The organism is Flaviflexus sp. (assembly GCF_041440645.1).
In the GTDB taxonomy this organism is placed as follows: domain Bacteria; phylum Actinomycetota; class Actinomycetes; order Actinomycetales; family Actinomycetaceae; genus Flaviflexus.
This window is the reverse complement of the sequence record NZ_JASDVN010000049.1, coordinates 23,105-40,011: the sequence shown is the minus strand read 5'-3', so window position 1 is coordinate 40,011 and position 16,907 is coordinate 23,105. Positions and strand designations below refer to the sequence as shown.

The 16,907-nt window shown below is 59.8% G+C and carries 16 protein-coding genes; 10 read left to right on the top strand and 6 right to left on the bottom strand.

Annotated features, from left to right (window positions below):
* The coding region (locus QMB98_RS07250) for an amidohydrolase (protein WP_371685022.1) at window positions 1–896 on the bottom strand (896 nt) is incomplete at its 3' end.
* A gap of 136 nt (window positions 897–1,032) precedes the next feature.
* Here QMB98_RS07250 and QMB98_RS07245 point away from each other — a divergent pair.
* From QMB98_RS07245 to brnQ, 3 genes are all read left to right on the top strand, one after another.
* On the top strand, window positions 1,033–1,293 hold the full coding sequence (locus QMB98_RS07245; protein WP_371685021.1) for a DUF2249 domain-containing protein: 261 nt from the start codon (window positions 1,033–1,035) through the stop codon (window positions 1,291–1,293).
* A 236-nt stretch (window positions 1,294–1,529) separates the two neighbouring features.
* Window positions 1,530–2,642 (top strand): cytochrome P450, encoded by a 1,113-nt coding sequence (locus QMB98_RS07240; protein ID WP_371685020.1) that lies wholly within the window; start codon window positions 1,530–1,532, stop codon window positions 2,640–2,642.
* Between the two features lie 169 nt (window positions 2,643–2,811).
* The gene (brnQ, locus tag QMB98_RS07235) at window positions 2,812–4,182 is read left to right on the top strand and encodes a branched-chain amino acid transport system II carrier protein (RefSeq protein WP_371685019.1); all 1,371 of its coding nucleotides are present in this window, start codon (window positions 2,812–2,814) and stop codon (window positions 4,180–4,182) included.
* On the opposite strand, the gene QMB98_RS07230 is transcribed toward brnQ, so the two are convergent.
* Together QMB98_RS07230 and QMB98_RS07225 are read right to left on the bottom strand one after the other, a co-directional pair.
* Window positions 4,179–4,922 (bottom strand): PIG-L deacetylase family protein, encoded by a 744-nt coding sequence (locus QMB98_RS07230; RefSeq protein WP_371685018.1) that lies wholly within the window; start codon window positions 4,920–4,922, stop codon window positions 4,179–4,181. The genes brnQ and QMB98_RS07230 overlap by 4 nt on opposite strands.
* On the bottom strand, window positions 4,919–6,175 hold the full coding sequence (locus QMB98_RS07225; protein WP_371685016.1) for a glycosyltransferase: 1,257 nt from the start codon (window positions 6,173–6,175) through the stop codon (window positions 4,919–4,921). Before QMB98_RS07225 ends, QMB98_RS07230 begins: the two co-directional genes overlap by 4 nt.
* Window positions 6,176–6,458: 283 nt before the next feature.
* Here QMB98_RS07225 and QMB98_RS07220 point away from each other — a divergent pair, with 283 nt between their 5' ends.
* Window positions 6,459–7,109, top strand: a complete 651-nt coding sequence (locus QMB98_RS07220; RefSeq protein ID WP_371685015.1) for an SDR family oxidoreductase — start codon at window positions 6,459–6,461, stop codon at window positions 7,107–7,109.
* Window positions 7,110–7,363: 254 nt separating this feature from the next.
* Here QMB98_RS07220 and QMB98_RS07215 read toward each other — a convergent pair whose 3' ends face one another.
* Both QMB98_RS07215 and QMB98_RS07210 read right to left on the bottom strand, forming a co-directional pair.
* Window positions 7,364–8,026 (bottom strand): DUF1801 domain-containing protein, encoded by a 663-nt coding sequence (locus tag QMB98_RS07215; protein WP_371685014.1) that lies wholly within the window; start codon window positions 8,024–8,026, stop codon window positions 7,364–7,366.
* Between the two features lie 9 nt (window positions 8,027–8,035).
* The gene (locus QMB98_RS07210) at window positions 8,036–8,956 is read right to left on the bottom strand and encodes a VOC family protein (RefSeq protein WP_371685013.1); all 921 of its coding nucleotides are present in this window, start codon (window positions 8,954–8,956) and stop codon (window positions 8,036–8,038) included.
* A 508-nt stretch (window positions 8,957–9,464) separates the two neighbouring features.
* Here QMB98_RS07210 and QMB98_RS07205 point away from each other — a divergent pair.
* The 6 genes from QMB98_RS07205 (at window position 9,465) to QMB98_RS07180 (ending at window position 15,540) form a co-directional block, all read left to right on the top strand.
* Entirely contained in the window at window positions 9,465–9,896 is a 432-nt protein-coding gene (locus tag QMB98_RS07205) for a Fur family transcriptional regulator (protein ID WP_371685012.1), read from the top strand.
* A gap of 26 nt (window positions 9,897–9,922) precedes the next feature.
* Window positions 9,923–11,383 carry a catalase gene (locus tag QMB98_RS07200; protein ID WP_371685011.1) on the top strand — a complete coding sequence of 487 codons (1,461 nt, stop codon included), beginning with the start codon at window positions 9,923–9,925 and terminating at the stop codon, window positions 11,381–11,383.
* 266 nt (window positions 11,384–11,649) lie between these two features.
* Window positions 11,650–12,888: an AI-2E family transporter gene (locus QMB98_RS07195; protein WP_371685010.1), complete on the top strand. Its 1,239-nt coding sequence runs from the start codon at window positions 11,650–11,652 to the stop codon at window positions 12,886–12,888.
* A 51-nt stretch (window positions 12,889–12,939) separates the two neighbouring features.
* Entirely contained in the window at window positions 12,940–13,671 is a 732-nt protein-coding gene (gene rpiA / locus QMB98_RS07190) for a ribose-5-phosphate isomerase RpiA (RefSeq protein WP_371685009.1), read from the top strand.
* Window positions 13,672–14,001: 330 nt separating this feature from the next.
* The gene (locus QMB98_RS07185) at window positions 14,002–14,649 is read left to right on the top strand and encodes an alpha/beta fold hydrolase (RefSeq protein WP_371685008.1); all 648 of its coding nucleotides are present in this window, start codon (window positions 14,002–14,004) and stop codon (window positions 14,647–14,649) included.
* Window positions 14,650–14,919: 270 nt separating this feature from the next.
* Complete coding sequence (locus QMB98_RS07180) at window positions 14,920–15,540, top strand: AIM24 family protein (protein ID WP_371685007.1); 621 nt, start codon at window positions 14,920–14,922, stop codon at window positions 15,538–15,540.
* Between the two features lie 208 nt (window positions 15,541–15,748).
* On the opposite strand, the gene QMB98_RS07175 is transcribed toward QMB98_RS07180, so the two are convergent.
* On the bottom strand, window positions 15,749–16,897 hold the full coding sequence (locus QMB98_RS07175) for a hydroxymethylglutaryl-CoA synthase (protein WP_371685006.1): 1,149 nt from the start codon (window positions 16,895–16,897) through the stop codon (window positions 15,749–15,751).
* Window positions 16,898–16,907: the final 10 nt, after the last annotated feature.

Here is a 16,907-nt window from a genome sequence, read left to right as displayed (position 1 = left end):
CCAGAAGCGGCACACTCAGCCCGAACGATCCGTTCGATTGCCTCGTGGAGCACCTTCTCCGCCCCTGTATCAAAAGCGCGAGTATTGACGAGCAGCGTGGCAGTATCGGGAATGACGTTGGACTTGCTTCCCGACTTGATCGCACCGACTGTCACAACAGCGGTTTCCCTGGGTGCCACCTCGCGCGACACGATGGTTTGAAGTCGCAGAACAACCGACGACGCAATGACAATGGGGTCAATGCACTGATCGGGCTGAGAGCCGTGACCACCCTTGCCGTGAATGGTGATCTTGATCGAGGCCGCCGCCGACATCATAATTCCCGGCCACGTCGCCACGTGACCGCCGGGAATGAGCGACATGACGTGCTGAGCAAGGAACACATCGGGTTTCGGCATTGCGTTTACCAGGCCAGCATCGACCATCGCCCGCGCACCCTCCTGGGCCTCTTCACCCGGCTGGAACACGGCCACAAAAGTTCCCGACCACCGGTCCTTGCGTGCGAGCAACGCCTCGACAGCCCCGAGTAGGGACATGATGTGCACGTCGTGTCCGCAGGCATGCATGACCCCGACAGTCTCACCATCAGCATTGGTGGCGGTGGCGGTGGATGCGTAGTCCTTGCCGGATCGCTCCGCCACAGGGAGTGCGTCAATGTCTGCGCGGACCGCAACGACCGGTCCCGGTCCGTTCTCAACCGTGGCAACGACACCCGTCTCGCCCACTCGTACGGGTTCGACACCCAGGTTTCGAAGGGACTGCTCAATGAGCGCTGCCGTGTTGTACTCGGCGAGTGATAACTCTGGTATCTGATGAAACTGCTGATATAGCGCCACTCTCTCGTCGTGGCTACCATCCAGAACGCGGACAACGGACGAGATTCGATCGTTCAACATGAGCTCCCTTCGTTTTCTCAAGAATACTCCGAGAGGAGTTTTCTGCGATGTACAGCACACAGCCCTCTCACCACTAATTAGCCTGTCTTTTTCCGTGTTAAATTGGGTGAAAGATTAACATCAGCAAAGGACCCTCATGGATCACGAATGCCAGTGCAAGAACACCCCAGTCCAGGAAGAGGAGCTCGACGTGCTCTCCATTCCCCGCGCCGTTCGCCATCCCGCCATCCTCGGCGCGATAGACGCACTGCCTGCCCAGGGAACCCTTCTTCTCAAGGCTCCTCACATGCCGAACCCGCTTCTCGAGGAAGTCAAGGGCCTCGAGGGAACATTCAGCCACGAGGTCGTCGGCGATGGTCCGGACGAGTGGCTCGTGCGCATTCGCCGCGACCAATAATTCTTCTCCAGGCAGGAGCTCATTTCATCAGGAGGTCGTGGGCTCCTGCCCGGGGGTCATCAGCGCCGTCCGGCTACAGCTCCTGACAGTGGCCACCACTCCCGGCCTCTCCGGGCGCTTGTGGCGGCCACGGCGTCAGGAAGCACCTCCCCAACCAGCACCCCCAGGACCTCACAACCCCGCGGCCCCATGACCCCGCGACCCCAAGACACAACGAACGAAAGAGAATCTTTGGCATGACCGATGCACGGACTCTTGGCGATGAGAACCTGCGGCGCTGTCCCGTTTCTCACGACGGTTCAGCGTGGAACGTGTGGGGTAACGCCGAGGCACGATTGGTGGCCGAGGACCCCGAGTCCTTCTCCAGTCACGTGTCCCGGCACCTCAATGTTCCAAACGGCATGGACGGGGATGAGCACAGGAGGTTCCGGGCAGTCATTGACCGCTACCTCTCCGATGACGCGATTCTCCCCCTCTACCCCCAGTTCGAGTCCATGGCCCAAGAGATCTACGCGGACATGGGTTCATCATTTGATGCGAATGACTTCGGTAGCCTCGTCGCGGTGCAATGCCAGCGGCATTGGCTCGGGTGGGATGCATCCTACGAGCAGGAGCTTCTCAACTGGATCACGGAGAATCAGAACGCCACACGATCAGGTGACCGCGAGCGCACCGCGGCCGCGGCCGAGCACTTCACCGACATTATCCACCGGATTGTTGCCGACCATGAGGGCCACAACGGTGAGGATCCAACGTGCAGGCTCATGCGCGACACAGTTGAAGAGAACGGCGTCCGGCGCCGCCTCACCATGGCAGAGATCGTGTCGATCCTGCGGAACTGGACCGCGGGTGACCTCGGGTCTATCGCCGATTCGATCGGTATCGTCGCCCATTACCTTGCCACTCACCCGGACCTCTTCGACACCCTTCGAGGCTACGATGCCTCCAGCAATACCAGGGCCCTTGATCTTGCTCTCGACGAGATCCTTCGGATCGATGACCCATTCCTGTCCAATCGGAGAATGACAACAAGGGCAGTGACGGTCGCAGGACACGACATCCCCGAGGGCGAGAGAGTCTTCATCCATTGGACGGCAGCGAACCGTGACCCGAGGGCTTTCGGTTATCCGGACGCGTTCAATCCCGAGGGCAACGCCTCCCGGAATCTCGTGTACGGTACTGGGCCTCACGTGTGCCCGGGCAGGACCCTCTCCACACTGGAACTGCGGGCGGCACTCGTTGCACTGCTCCGTGGCGGCAGATTAGAGATGACTGGTGAAGCATGGCGCAAAGAGAATCCCGTCGGAGGCTACGGAGCGGTTCCGATTGGGCGCGTCGGAACCGAGTGACTGTTTCCTTCAGCAGATACCGACAACCCGCGACAGTGAGCATCCGCAACGACGTGCGCAGCTCACTATAACTGGCGGTCTATGACATCACATGTGGTGAAGGACCTACGGTCGCGGGCGGTGATGTGGGTACCATCGATGGGTCCACGAGAAGTCTAGAAAGCGGTTTATGCGTCACCAGTCGAAGCCAGTCACGATCATCATCACGGCACTGGCCCTCTTCTCCATGTATTTCGGTGCAGGAAACCTGATCTTCCCGGTCATGATTGGCATGTCCGGAGGTGTCAACGTACCCCTCGTGATCACCGGCTTCCTCATGACCGGAGTGGCACTACCCGTGCTGGGCATGATCGCCGCTTCGACACAGGAGCGCGGCGAAAGTGACGGGATTGCCTCCAGGATCGGCAAGGTCCCCGGCCTCGTGTTAACCATCGCGATCTTCCTGTCGACTGGAATGCTCTACGCCATCCCACGCGTCGCGACCGTGAGTTACGAGATCGCCGTGGCACCCTTGGTTTCCGGGGGCGGTGGTACAGGAGAATCCAGCTACCTGTTCCTGTACACGCTCGTGTTCTTCGCGGTCGTTGGCCTGATCTCCCTGAACCCGGGGCAGATCATCAACAGGCTGGGAACGTACCTGACTCCGGCACTTCTGTTGGTTCTCGCGGCCCTCATCATCACGACGATCATTCGCATGGACCCGGTGAGCGGTGAACCGACGGCTCACTACGCGAACAATCCCCTCCAGGTGGGGCTGCTTGAGGGTTACTACACGATGGACGCGATTGCTTCCCTCGTCTTCTCAGTCATCATCCTCAAGTCCTTGGCGAACGCAGGTTTCTCCTCTCGGAAGAAGCTCATCGGTGGCGCAACCTTGGCCTCGATCATTGCCGGCGTCGGCCTGTGCGTCATCTACCTGGGTCTCGCCGCCGTCGGCACGAGGGTCGCGGGCAATGGCTTCACCGATGGCGCGGCGGGCCTCGCTCACGCCGCGAGTGTTGCCCTTGGTCCACTGGGTCAGGCCGTGTTCGGCATCGTCACGATTCTTGCCTGCTTGACTACCGCGATCGGTCTCATTGGCTCATCAAGCCAGTACTTCCGCCGGCTCCTCCCCGGCATCGGCCATCCCGCGATGGTTCTCATCCAGTGCCTCGTCGCCCTTGGGATCGCCAATCTTGGGCTGTCGACGATCCTCGAGATCGTCACTCCCGCAAACCAGCTGCTCTACCCGATCGCGATCTGCATCATTGTCATCGCGATGCTCGACATTGTGCTTCCGGGCAGGCTCCACTGGACCTATCGCCTCTCTGCCTGGATTGCGGGGCTACTCTCCATCCCCGAGGCCCTGTGGGCAACGAAGATCGGCACCTTCGCGTTCCTGCGCGAGTACCTGGACATGCTACCGGCCGGGACGGTCAACATGGCGTGGGTTGTTCCCGCCCTCATAGGGGCAGGAATCGGCCTTCTCATTGACCTCAGGCAGGGCAGGCTGAAGAAGAGCAACTCACCTTCGACTATTCCGGTCTATTCGACGAACTAGCCCTCGTGGCGCCTAATGCCGACTCCCGTGTAGAAGTCGTCTCGTTGGCCACCCACGTGCATGATGTGGTCGGGATAGACGGTGAGCTGGCTGCGGTACTTCGACAGCGCATCGATGACGATGTCGAGGTATTCACCGAGTTCTAGCCTCTGGAACTCGGGATCGTTGATGTCGGAGGCGATTTCGAAGAAGGGGATTCCGGCCTGCTGTGCGGCCTGGAATGAGATTTCGTGGGTGCGGATGTGATCCGGGTGCGAGTACGTGCCGGTGCGGTCGTAGGAGACAATCGCGGTGGGAGAGGTGAGCTCGATCAGCGCGACGAGGTCGCGGACCTCTTCCTCAAGGCTTGAGCCACACAGCGTTCCTTCGGAGGATTCACCGGAGGGACCGGCCACCCCTTCCGATATCCACACCATCCCGGAGTCCTGGTACTTCCGGTTCCCCAGGCCTTCTACTCGAGCCGGTGCGGTGCCGAGCCAGTAGTGCTCATCCACACCGAGAACCTCGGAGGCAAGTTCGAGTTCTTCCTCGCGGTGGGCGGCGAGCTGCTCCATCGTCGAATCCAGCGGGATGGTTCCCGGGACGATCTCCCCCAGTTCACCCCTGGTCGCAGTCACCACGGCCGTGTGGAGGCCCTGGTTGCGACAGGCCGCGATCAGCGAACCCGTTTGTAGGGTCTCATCATCAGGATGAGCGTGAACAAAGAGCGGGGCCCGCCCAAAGAGTTCCACGAGGTTCACAAAGCTTCTCCTTGGTAGATCACATCGAGTTCCGCGGCCACGTCGGACCATTGCCTGGATAGGGCGAATGCTCTCGCATTCCTACCAAGCTCGTGGCGCAACTCGTCATTGCTGACCAGCCGTTCCATGTAACGAGTCCAGGTCATCGGGTCCCGTTCCTCAATAAGATACCCCGTTTTGCCGTCAAGAACAGATTCCGTCATACCGCCCACCTTTGACGCAATGACGGGAATACCACAGGCTTGGGCCTCAACGTTAATGATTCCGTACGTTTCGAGGTGACTGGGGTTCACGAGAAACATGGCACCTTGGAGGAGCTCAGCGAGCTTCTCACGCGAGAGCGAGGATCTTCTTTCCACCTTCGTTTCCAAACCAAGGTGCTCCACGAGATCTCGGAGCTCATCCAGGTAGTGCTCGTAGCCCGAGGCCGGATCACCCGTGAGGATCAGCCGCGGCCTCGAGTCGGGAGTCATGAGCGACAGGGCCTTCAAGATGAGGTCGGGGCCTTTGAGTGGGTGCAGCCTGCCAGCAAACACAAAATAGGGTCCCGCCGAGTCTGGCTTGTCGGTGGTCGGGTGGCTGAGGTGACCGGCCGCGTGGCCTCCCCGGTGTGCGGGCTTGAAGATTTCTTCCACGCCAGGAGCCGCGATCGAGACCTTGGCCGGATCAGCACCGCATCGTTCCACGATCAGATCCTTCTCGAACTGGCTGACCGCAACGATCCGATCGGATGCTGTGGCGATCAGTTGCTCGCCCGGAATGCGGCCCGGGGATTCTGCGGCCTCACCACCATCGAGCCCAGTACCCTCGGGAGCTGCGAGCGAGTGATAGCTCTGCACGTGCTTGATCCGGTGATTTCGCGCAACTGGAATCGCGGCAACACCCGCGAACCAGTGGTGGGAATGAATGAGATCAATGTCGTTGCGCTTGGAGATCCACTTGTCGAACGCGTCGCGGAACGGTTCGATCAGTGTCTCGGAACCGGCCTTTGACATGGGAGACACGGGGCCGGCCTTGAGATAGACCGCGGTCACGTCCTCGCCGACCCGCTGTTCGTCGGGGAGGCTCGCATGGCCCTTCCGCGTGACGAGGTAAATGCTGTGACCAAGGGCCGCGAGCTCACGTGCCGTGTTCTTCAGGTAGACATTGAGGCCGCCCGCCTCCCCGGAACCCGGCGCCGCTAAGGGCGACGTATGTAAAGCGACCAGAGCAATCGTCAATGCACGGCGCCCATGTTGTTCGTTTCCGCTCATACCAGCACCACCTTCAGCTCAAGTCTGCCAGTGTTCCAGGGCTACAGGAAATAGATCTTCCGCCATCCACCCAGTGACAGCAACGTCCCGTGGAGCACCGGGAGGCCCCACCTCCCCGACTTACCCCACTGCCTGCCCCACGCCCCGTTCGAAGGACCATTCCAACTTCTCCACTAGCTCAATCCGTGGAGTCAGAGTTTCGATCACCCTAGGCTGGGGATATGACAACGAACGGTGCCGCGAAACATAAGCGCGCGACGCCACGGACCAGAAAGGACCCATCGTGTCGAACTACTTGATCATTGGCGGCCACGGAAAAGTCGCCCTCCTTGCCGCACCCATCCTTGTCGATGAGGGGCACTCTGTCACTTCTCTTATTCGCAACCCTGACCACGTGGCCGATGTGGAGGCAACGGGAGCAAAGGCTCTCGTTCTCGACATTGAGAACGCCTCCGCAGAGGAATTGGCGGATGCGATGAGGGGGATGGACGCAGTCGTATGGTCGGCCGGTGCCGGCGGCGGCAATCCCGCCCGCACCAGGGCCGTTGACTTCGATGCTGCAGTGCGGTCGATGGAGGCAGCGAAGGCCGCTGGCGTCAGCCGCTACGTCATGGTCTCGTTCCTCTCCTCCAGCCTTGACCACAAGGTTCCGGAAGACAACTCGTTCTTCACCTACGCACAGGCAAAGGCAGAGGCAGATGAGTACCTGCGTGGTAGCGGACTCGACTACACGATCCTGGGCCCCGGCGGCCTCACACTCGAGGATCCCACGGGCCAGGTTGACCTGCACCAGGTGGACTACGACGGCGACTCCTCAACGTCCCGCGCCAACGTCGCACTCACGATCGCGGCAGCCCTGCGAAACCCCGGATCGATCGGTAAGACCTTCCGCTACTCGGATGGCAGCACCCCGATCGACAGCGCGGTGAGCTAGCCAGCCTAGGCAACGGCGAGTCGCGTTCTCAGACCGTTAGCCGAAACTCGGACGCTGAAACACTGAGCTTCCCCTCTCCATTGCGACAGGGCAATAAGCAAGGCTCAGCGGTCGGCAGGACTCAGCTGTCGATAGGACTTAGCAGTCATCGGGGCAACACAATAATCACTGTGGGAGGCGGCCGTCCTGGCCGCCTCCCACAGTGATCAATTCACATGTTCAGCACGAGAATGCAGGCGCTGACGCTCTGTTTCTTAGCAGTCGTCTGGATCCGACTCCCAGGCGTGCTTGACTAGTTCGCGGAGAACATCGATGTCGATGCCCTCAAGCTTGTTGACGTAGACACAGGCCTTTGCAAGTTTGTGCTTGCCGAGCTTGGCAAGGAGTTCATCGCTCCGCCTGTGTCCCTGTAGCCCATAGAGCGAGAGGGAAGCCTTGCGCGGGCTGAAGCCGACATGGAAGGTGTCGCCTTCGCGGCCTGTTGCGTACTTGTAGTGGACCGCTCCGTATCCGACCATGCTCGGTCCCCACATGACTCCCTTTTCGCCCGTGGCTTCCGAGAAGATGTCGAGGAGCTGTCTGCCCTGTTCGACTCTCTTCGGCCACGGCAGGGACTCAACGAAGTCCGCCGGATCCTCGGAGGTCTGTGCGGTCTTGATATCGTCAGCGTTCTTGCCCGTGTGGCCCTTAGTCCAGGTATTTGCCGGTTGCTCCGGAATTTCTCCTGTCAGGCCCATGCCCTTCTCAAGCAACGAGTCGTGGACGCGGCGCAGGCCGGCCTTTCCAACGCCGTGCAGTTTCAAGAGCTCCTGGAAGTTTGCGCCGTTCAGGGACTCGAGGTCACTGTAACCTTCCTGAGCAACTGCGTCACGTAGCGGCCGGCCGATGCCGGGGACGGAGTCGAGTGGTGTTCCCATGGGAACAACCTAGCGAGAAAGCAGCTCGTCCGTCGAGATTCCGGGGAGGGAAATACTGACCTGGGTGTTCCAGGGATCCACGGTCAGGACCGAGGTGCCGTTGTCGGTGTACGAGACCTTCTTGTTCTTGAGGCGAGCAACGAGAGCATCGAGGTCGTCACGGCCGGGAACGGTGATTGCCACGTTGCCGAGACCGAGGGAAGCCGCGCGTGGGCCCGCACCTGCGGAGTTCCAGGTGTTCATGGCGACGTGGTGGTGGTAACCACCGGCCGACGCGAACAGGGCCTGGGGGCCGTACGCGAGAGTGGACTCGAAGCCGATCGTGTCGACGTAGAAGTCGCGGGCGGTCGGGATGTCGCCAACCTGAAGGTGCACGTGACCAACCTTTCCAGCTGTGGTCGGAGCCTTGTCCATCTCTTCCTGGGTCAGGTGGTTCTTGAGGAACTCGTTCGGGTCGAGGTAGAGGGTTGCCATCTGCACCTGGTTATCAACCCAGGTCCACTGATCGCGGGGGCGGTCGATGTAGAGTTCGATGCCGTTGCCCTCGGGGTCGGTGAAGTAGAAGGCCTCGGACACGAGATGGTCACCGGAACCGGTGTAGACGCCGCGACCGTCGCGTGCCGCACGGTAGACGGTTGCCGCGAGCGCACCGGGGGTGTCGAAGAGGAAAGCGGTGTGGAAGAGGCCGGGCTTGCTGGGATCCACGCCGGGCAGCCCCGGGGTGGCAACGAGGCGAACGAACGGAACGCCGTTACGACCAAGCACTCGGTGAACCTCGGCGCCGCGGACCTTGTCCTCGATCGGGGTCAGCGCGAGTGCGTTCGAGTAGTAATCGGACATGAGATCCAGGTTCCCGACGCGCAGGGTGACGGCATCCATGCCGGTCGATGCGTTGAGCGTAACCCCATCGGCAAGAGTTGTTGTTTCCATGATCCACTACCTTCTTCAATACTTGAGGAGCATTAGTTGACGCTTCAAGCAAATCTTAGAACCTATTACTTGAATCGTCAACTACTCATAAAGTGGTGCACGCTACTGTTGCTAGAACCTCCACGACCACACCGTCAGCAGCTCGCGAGAACTGGTTGGAAATTGGAATCGGGCGGAGCAGCGCGACTGCCAACATCCCACCCCGGCGCGGACGCAAGGGCGACTCACCATTGTCACGAAAGTGCACTTTCAGTTCTTCAAGTTTGAACAAGTGCTCTATTTATCCAAAATGTCACCCCTGTAGACATGTTGGCGAGTCCCCCACCAGCATCGGAGCATCCCTTCCCGGGAGCAAGGAAAGCACTGATGAAGCACGTGATTCGCAAAACTACTACGCACTCTTTCCCTGGGATTAGCCTAGGATTAACCAAGGACGTAAACGACAATTTACTTATTTTGCACAGGTTGTTCATTGGAACAGTTCCAATTTAAGAGTTAGGATGAGGGTATGGCTTCCGACGAACACGTTGATGCTCTGCGCGATGCAGGGTTGCGTGTGACGGCTCCCCGGCTGGCAGCCCTGGCTGTCATCGCTCAGCATCGGCACGCTGATGCTGAGTTGATTGCTGGTGAGGTACGGGATCGGCTTGGCTCTGTGTCGACGCAGGCTGTTTACGATGTCCTGCATGCACTCACCGACGCTGATTTGGTACGCAAAATTACGTTAGATGGCCGCAAGTCCCGCTACGAGATTCGCGAGCACGACAACCATCACCACATTCTGTGCGATGTGTGTGGACGAATCGAGAATGTTCCTTGCGTTGTTGGAGAGGCTCCGTGTATAAAGCCCGACGACGACCACGGATTTACTGTTAACGAGGCTGAGGTTATCTACCACGGCGTTTGCCCGAACTGTCTGGAGGCCGCTCATGGGAAATAGCGACACCAGAAAGTTGATGACAGTACATGACGAATTTCGACCCAACCAAGAAGTCCACCACGGAGGCTGGCGCACCGCGCGACTCTGACTCCAACTCCCTGAGCGTCGGCACCGACGGTCCCCTGCTTCTGCACGACGTCGCACTTGTGGAGAAGCTTGCTCGCTTCGACCGTGAGCGCGTGCCCGAGCGTAGCCCCCACGCAAAGGGCTCCGGCGCCTTCGGCGAATTTGAGGTTCTCGAAGACGTTTCCGCATACACGAAGGCGGATTTCCTTCAGCCCGGCAAGAAGACCCGCGTCCTTGCTCGCTTCTCCACCGTTGCTGGCGAGCTTGGCTCCCCCGACTCGTGGCGTGACGTTCGCGGCTTCGCGCTGAAGTTCTACACCGAAGAAGGCAACTTCGACATGGTGGGCAACAACACCCCCGTCTTCTTCGTTCGTGACCCCATGAAGTTCCCGGACTTCATTCACTCCCAGAAGCGCCTGCCCGACTCAGGCCTGCGCTCCAACAACATGCAGTGGGATTTCTGGACCCTCTCGCCAGAGTCTGCTCACCAGGTTGCTTACCTCATGGGTGACCGCGGCCTGCCCCGCACCTGGCGCCACATGAACGGCTACTCCTCCCACACCTACATGTGGGTCAACGAGGCCGGCGAGAAGTTCTGGGTTGTCTACCACTTCCACACCGACCAGGGTGTCGAGAACATGACGAACGAGGAAGCAGCGAAGTTGGCTGGTGAGGATGCTGACATCCACCGCCGCGACCTCTTCGACGCGATCGAGCGTGGCGACTACCCGTCCTGGACCCTGTCCGTCCAGATCATGCCGTACGAGGACGCGAAGACCTACCGCTTCAACCCGTTCGATCTGACCAAGACGATCTCGAAGAAGGACTACCCCCTCCACAAGGTTGGTCGCTTCACCCTGAACGAGAATCCAGTCAACCACTTCGCTCAGATCGAGCAGGCCGCATTTTCCCCCGCCAACACCGTTCCCGGTACCGGTGTCTCCCCGGACAAGATGCTCCTTGGTCGCGTGTTCTCCTACCCGGATGCTCAGCGCAACCGTATTGGCACGAACTACAACCAGCTCCCGGTGAACCAGCCCATCAACGCGACCAACTCCTACGACAAGGAGGGCGCGATGCAGTACCACCACACGGGCAACGCTCCCGTGTACGCACTGAACTCGTACGGTCGTGCCTACCAGGACGAGCAGGGTCCGGTCGAGAACGGTTGGGAAGCTGATGGTCAGATGGTCCGCGCAGCCTACTCCCTCCACGCCGAAGATGATGACTGGGGCCAGGCGCACACCCTGGTGCGCGACGTCTACTCCGAGGAAGAGCGCGACCGTCTCGTCAAGACCGTTGTCGGTTCGCTCCTGTCCGATGTGGAAGAGCCCGTTCTCTCCAACGTCTTCCAGTACTGGAAGAACATCGACCAGGAGGTCGGCGAGCGCATCGAGGCTTCCTACAGGGAACAGAAGTAAGAAGTCATACCTTTGAGGTAGCAGCAAGTAGCTGTCAGTTTTTCTGACAGGGCAACGTGGTCCGTGATCATCGATTCACGGACCACGTCCTTTTCTTCCCAAATATTTAGTTCGGCCTTGATGGTTCCGTTCTCCTCTGTACGTGGCTTTGAGCGTTCGTTCTCGAGGTAATGATGGGCCCGTTGCCGAGTCGAGTTGCATGTAAAGTCGCAGGTGTTAGGTTGTGTCAGGGGCCCAGAGAGGGCATGCGACCAAGGGGTGCAAAAATGGCATTGTTCCGCAAGAAGCGGACGAAGAAATCCGCAACTGGTTCCGGAGAACGAAAGCCGACGCGTCAGGTGACTCCCTCCACGGCGCCGGCACCGACTCTACAGAACACGACCTCTCCCCTACCCGGAACATCCGTGGGAGTCCCACGCAACCTCGCCAAGTACGGGCTCGGATCCTGGTACATCATCGGAATAGTTGTCGTCGTATCAATGGTCGTGTTTGCCCTGGCGCGAATCTCGTTCATCTTTGTCGCGATCTTCCTCGCCCTCGTCTTCACCTCCGTTCTGCGCCCCATCACCGACTTCTTTGACCGGTGGATGCCACGACTCTTAGCAATGCTCGTAGCAGTCATCCTCTTGACCGGGCTCTTCGGTGGTCTCATGACCTACGTCGTGTACTCGGTCCAGGGCGAGTGGGATGAACTGGCGGACCAGTTCTCGAAAGGCATCGACTCCCTCATCGGGCTTCTCGATAACCCGAATCTGCCGTGGAGTGTCACGGCCGATGAGGTGAGGGAATGGCTGGCCAGCATCACCGAGACCGGCATGCAATGGCTTGAAAGCAATACTGGCCGAATCACGGAACAGATCATGTCGAGCGCTTCCGCCATCGGTACCCTCATCATGATCATCTCCCTGGCCCTCATGGCCTCAATCTTCTTCATCATGTCGGGTAAGAACATGTGGCTCTGGTTCATCAACCTGCTTCCCGAACACAACAGGGAGAAGACCCACGAGGCGGCCACCGCCGGCTGGATCGCGTTCTCCGGTTACGCCCGCGGCACGATCATTGTCGCCACCCTCGACGGCATCCTCGCCTTCTTCCTCCTCCTCATCCTCGGCGTCCCCCTCGCGGCACCCCTCGCAGTGCTCGTCACCATCGGTGCCTTTATCCCGCTCTTCGGTGCCCCGATCGCAATGATCATCGCAACCGTTGTCGCCTTCGCAGCGAACGGACCCCTGACAGCACTCATCGTGCTCCTCGGTGTGGCCCTGATCGGACAGCTCGAGGGTGACGTATTCCAGCCCCTCGTCATGGGCAAGCAGGTCAACCTCCACCCCGTTGTCATCGCGGTTGGTGTTATGGCGGGCACGTTCCTGGCCGGCCTCGCAGGCGCCATCATCGCCATCCCGATCCTGTCCGTGATCTGGGCCGTCTTCAAGGTCCTCTATGAGCCAGATGAACCGTTGGATGATCTCCCGGAGATCCGAAAGGACCATCTCCCAGGGGCCTAACCGATGCCGACCAATGTCGTATCGTTGAGAAGAACTAAAGGAGTACGCACCATGTCGACTGAACAGGCAAAGATCGCCGCAGGTATTTACGCAGCTTCCCTCATCGAGGACGGTCAGAAGGTTGGCCTCGGATCTGGAACATCGGCCTGGCACTTCATTCGTGCGCTCGCGGAACGAATCAACGACGGTCTCGACATCGTGTGCTCCCCAGCCTCCAAGGTCAGCCGCGATCTTGCCGTTGAACTAAACGTGCCCCTCGTCGAATTGGATGACATTGACGGGCTCGATGTCTGCATTGATGGTGCGGACGAGGTCGCTCCCGACGGCTCCATGATCAAGGGCGGCGGCGCCAACCTCCTGTGGGAGAAGATCATCGCCGTCAACTCCACGAAGATGCTGACCGTTGTCGACGCCTCGAAGCTCGTCGACACCCTCGGCGCCTTCGCCCTTCCGATCGAGGTCACTCCCGCCTACTACGGCACGACCATCAAGAACATTGTGCAGCTCCTGGAGTCCATGGGATGGTCGAACGTTTTCGTTGAACGCCGCATGAAGGATGGGGAGCCGATCATCACCGACAACGACAACTACATTGTCGATGCTCACCTCGAGACCATCGCGAACCCCGGAGAGCTCGCTATCGCACTCAACAGGATTCCCGGCGTGGTCGAGAACGGCCTCTTCCCCACCATGTCGGCCGGCGTCATCGTCGGCCGCGAGGACGGTAGCGCCAATTTCTACGAGCCCGGCTTCTCCGTCGACGAGGCACGCAACCAGGGCTAATGCGCCCGCGTGATTTCCAAACCAACACTCTGACTTACTGACTCACTGGCAACTCGTCCCAAGGGCTTCTCCTGATGTGTTTGCCAGTGAGTCTCCTCAGTCGATATCGGCAGTCAGTCTCAGCTGAAATCTTCAAGGCACAGTTCATGCGCCACTTCGGTGGGGCATGAACTCGATCTCCGGCGCTTCAGACCTCATGGCAACTAGCACCCACAGTGCAGGCGCTCCCCTGTGGCCATCAATCCGCGACGCGACAGCGAAAAGTAAACATCTTGAGAACAAATACCGAATACGTACGAGAATGATGTAGCGCACACTATGCTCACTCTCATGACTCAACAGCTCATTTTCATTGATGGCATGGGAGAAAAGCCCGCCACCTACCAGCGCCTATCGGAACTGGTGGACTTTCCCGACTCGAAACTCATCAGCTACGGCGAGCTTGGCGACCCGGGTTCCCCGTTCTCTATTGAGGAGGCGGCACGCACCCTGGGTGACCACCTGAACGCGGTCGGCGTGGACGAGGTCGTTCTCGTTGGCACCTCCATCGGAGCAAAGATTGCGCTCGAGTACGCCACCACCCACGGCAACGTGCTTGGTCTCGTGCTTGTCGGCGTCCAGGAGGACACCGACAAGGACGCCCTGATCAACCGCCTTCGGGCACTGCGCTTCGTACCCTCGAAGATGCTTCCTATCCCCTCAGGTTTCGATAAGGACGGCTTCCGAGGAATCCTCACGGCCGCACACCACTATTCGACGAACACTGCTCTTCCGAAGCTCACGATCCCAACGACATTGTTGTACGGAGCGAAGGACGATGCTCGTAGCGCCGAAATCGAGAAGATCGTTGGTGGGCTTCCCGATGGTCAGGTGCACGTGGTCGATGGTGACCACTTCCTGGCAAACGACAACCCTGCCGAACTCGCCAAGGCTGTTCAGGCCATGATCCAGAAGACCGGCCTCAGCTCCGATCAGTAACACCACAGGCTCTCCCCACGCGACCGTTGCGCTTTCGTCGCCACGCCAGGCCGCGTGGGGAGTTTCAGGAACTACCCAAGCCCTCCGCTCGCGAATACAAAGGTGGCAACCTAACCTGGCGGTGGGACAACACCTGGAGAAGAGACCGAACCCCGGTCCCCTGGTCGCAACCACCGCCTTCCTGCAGCGGGAGTCCCAGAGGGAGACATCGTGAAATCATCGCTTTTCAATCAAGAGAACCAAGAAAACCAGACAAGCGAGCGATGGAGCTTGCAGTCGTCAAAGATGCTTCGGTGCAGACTGAATCCCGGTTCCCCCGAGATCGTCGCAGCCCAGGGCGTCATGGTGGCCTACCAGGGCCAGATGGACTTCGCCTATCAGGGCTCCGGTGGCGGCATGAGAATGCTGAAGAAGATCGCCTCCGGTGAGGGTGGGGATCTCATGAAAGTCCGGGGCGAGGGCGAGGTGTTCCTGGCCCGCCAGGCTCACAACATCTTCCTCATCGAACTCGAAGGTGAAGCCATCACTCTTAACACCGGTAGCCTCCTCGCCTTTGATGGGTCGCTCCGGTGGGACATTCGCGCCATCGGTAACGTTGGCGTGATCGCCGGTGGCCTCTTCAACCTTTATCTTGAGGGAAGTGGAACCGTCGCCGTGACAAGCGATGGTCCTCCCATGCTTCTCGACTGCTCCCAGCAGCCCACCTACGTCGATCCACACGCGGCCGTGTGCTGGTCACCCAACCTCACTCCCACCCTGAAGAACGACTTTAAGATGAGCTCCCTCATTGGTCGCGGGTCCGGTGAGTCCTTCCAGCTTGGTTTCTACGGCCCCGGCTTCGTCGTCGTCCAGCCCTCCGAGGGCGTACCCGGCTCCAGATTCATCGGATAAGAAAGGTGGCATTCCCGGAAGACTCTTATCCGGATGAGAATCCGGAAGTCTGAGGTCCCGATAGAAGCAGAGTGTCGCGACGCCATTGGCGCCGCGACACTCTCCTGATTACTGCTTCTTTACTGCGGATCCGACGGATCTTCGGACAGTCTCCCTGCGGATCCGACTTTTCTGTCGGGAGACCCGGAAGTTGGTCCCTTAACTTGCCTTAGTTCGCCTCATACTGGCGGACGTGGTCGATCACGCCGGAGAACCGGAACGGAGCGTCCGTGACCTTCTCGGTCTCGTTGTTGTCGGAGGACCCAACGTAGGCGTTGTGGCGCTCGCGATACTCCTCGAAGGAGAGCTCCACGCGCGAATCAAGCGATTCCGCGACGTTGTCGGCGTGAAGGTGCTCGGCGTACCCGGGTTGGACGATGCCAGTGAAGAACTCCGAGACGGACCCGGAACCGTAGGAGAACAGGCCGAGTCGCTTGCCAGCGAGATCGTCGTTGCCCTGAAGCTGAGCAACGAGACCAAAGTACAGGGAAGCCGTGTACGAGTTGCCGACGCGGCGGTTGTAGGTCATCGACTCCTCGATGAGGTCCGCACCGAGTTCAACGCCGAGGTGTTCCGCGAGCTTCGCGTGTGCCTTCCTCGCCATCTTCGTGAACGGCTGATGGTGGAGGAAACGGTGGATGTCGGAGATTTCGATGCCGCGGCGAGCAACGAGATCATCCCACGCGCCGAGGGTGGCATCCATGTAGGCGTCGAGGGACAGCTTGCCTTCAACGAACGGGGTGGAGGAGTCGTTTGGGCGCCAGAAGTCGTTGACGTCGGCCGTGTAGACACCGGAATCTGGCTCGATCTCGAGGATGCTCGGATCGGCTGCGATCAGCATGGCAACCGCACCGGCGCCCTGGGTGGGCTCACCGCCGGAGTCGACCGCGTAGCGGGCGATGTCGGAGGCGATCACGAGAACCTGGTCCTCGGGGTAGCGAGCAACGTGGTTGACTGCGGTCTGGAGGGCTGCGGTGCCGGAGTAGCAGGCCTGCTTGAACTCGACGGTGCGCACGGCGTTCGGAAGACCGAGGAGGCCGTGGACGAACACGCCTGCGGCCTTGGACTGGTCGATGCCGGTCTCAGTTGCGAACAGAACCATGCGGATCTTCGAGGCGTCGTTCCTTGACAGCAGCCTCGTTGCGGCCTCAGCGGCCATGGTCACAACGTCCTCGTCCGGTGCCGGGACAGAGAACTCATCCTGTCCGAGACCCATGTGGTACTTGCCCGGGTCGACGCCGAGTGCCTCAGCCATGGAATCCAGCTTGAGAACAAAGTGCGTGGTCGCGACATCGAGGTCGTGAATACCGATTTTCAAGAGTTCTTCT

Excerpts from the sequence above, each read along its gene's own strand:
- QMB98_RS07215 (WP_371685014.1), bottom strand. The coding sequence starts at position 8,026 with ATGGGAACACCACTCGACTCCGTCCCCGGCATCGGCCGGCCGCTACGT.
- rpiA (WP_371685009.1), top strand. The coding sequence starts at position 12,940 with ATGTCGACTGAACAGGCAAAGATCGCCGCAGGTATTTACGCAGCTTCC.
- brnQ (WP_371685019.1), top strand. The coding sequence starts at position 2,812 with ATGCGTCACCAGTCGAAGCCAGTCACGATCATCATCACGGCACTGGCC.
- QMB98_RS07245 (WP_371685021.1), top strand. The coding sequence starts at position 1,033 with ATGGATCACGAATGCCAGTGCAAGAACACCCCAGTCCAGGAAGAGGAG.
- QMB98_RS07210 (WP_371685013.1), bottom strand. The coding sequence starts at position 8,956 with ATGGAAACAACAACTCTTGCCGATGGGGTTACGCTCAACGCATCGACC.
- QMB98_RS07225 (WP_371685016.1), bottom strand. The coding sequence starts at position 6,175 with ATGAGCGGAAACGAACAACATGGGCGCCGTGCATTGACGATTGCTCTG.
- QMB98_RS07185 (WP_371685008.1), top strand. The coding sequence starts at position 14,002 with ATGACTCAACAGCTCATTTTCATTGATGGCATGGGAGAAAAGCCCGCC.
- QMB98_RS07200 (WP_371685011.1), top strand. The coding sequence starts at position 9,923 with ATGACGAATTTCGACCCAACCAAGAAGTCCACCACGGAGGCTGGCGCA.
- QMB98_RS07240 (WP_371685020.1), top strand. The coding sequence starts at position 1,530 with ATGACCGATGCACGGACTCTTGGCGATGAGAACCTGCGGCGCTGTCCC.
- QMB98_RS07195 (WP_371685010.1), top strand. The coding sequence starts at position 11,650 with ATGGCATTGTTCCGCAAGAAGCGGACGAAGAAATCCGCAACTGGTTCC.
- QMB98_RS07205 (WP_371685012.1), top strand. The coding sequence starts at position 9,465 with ATGGCTTCCGACGAACACGTTGATGCTCTGCGCGATGCAGGGTTGCGT.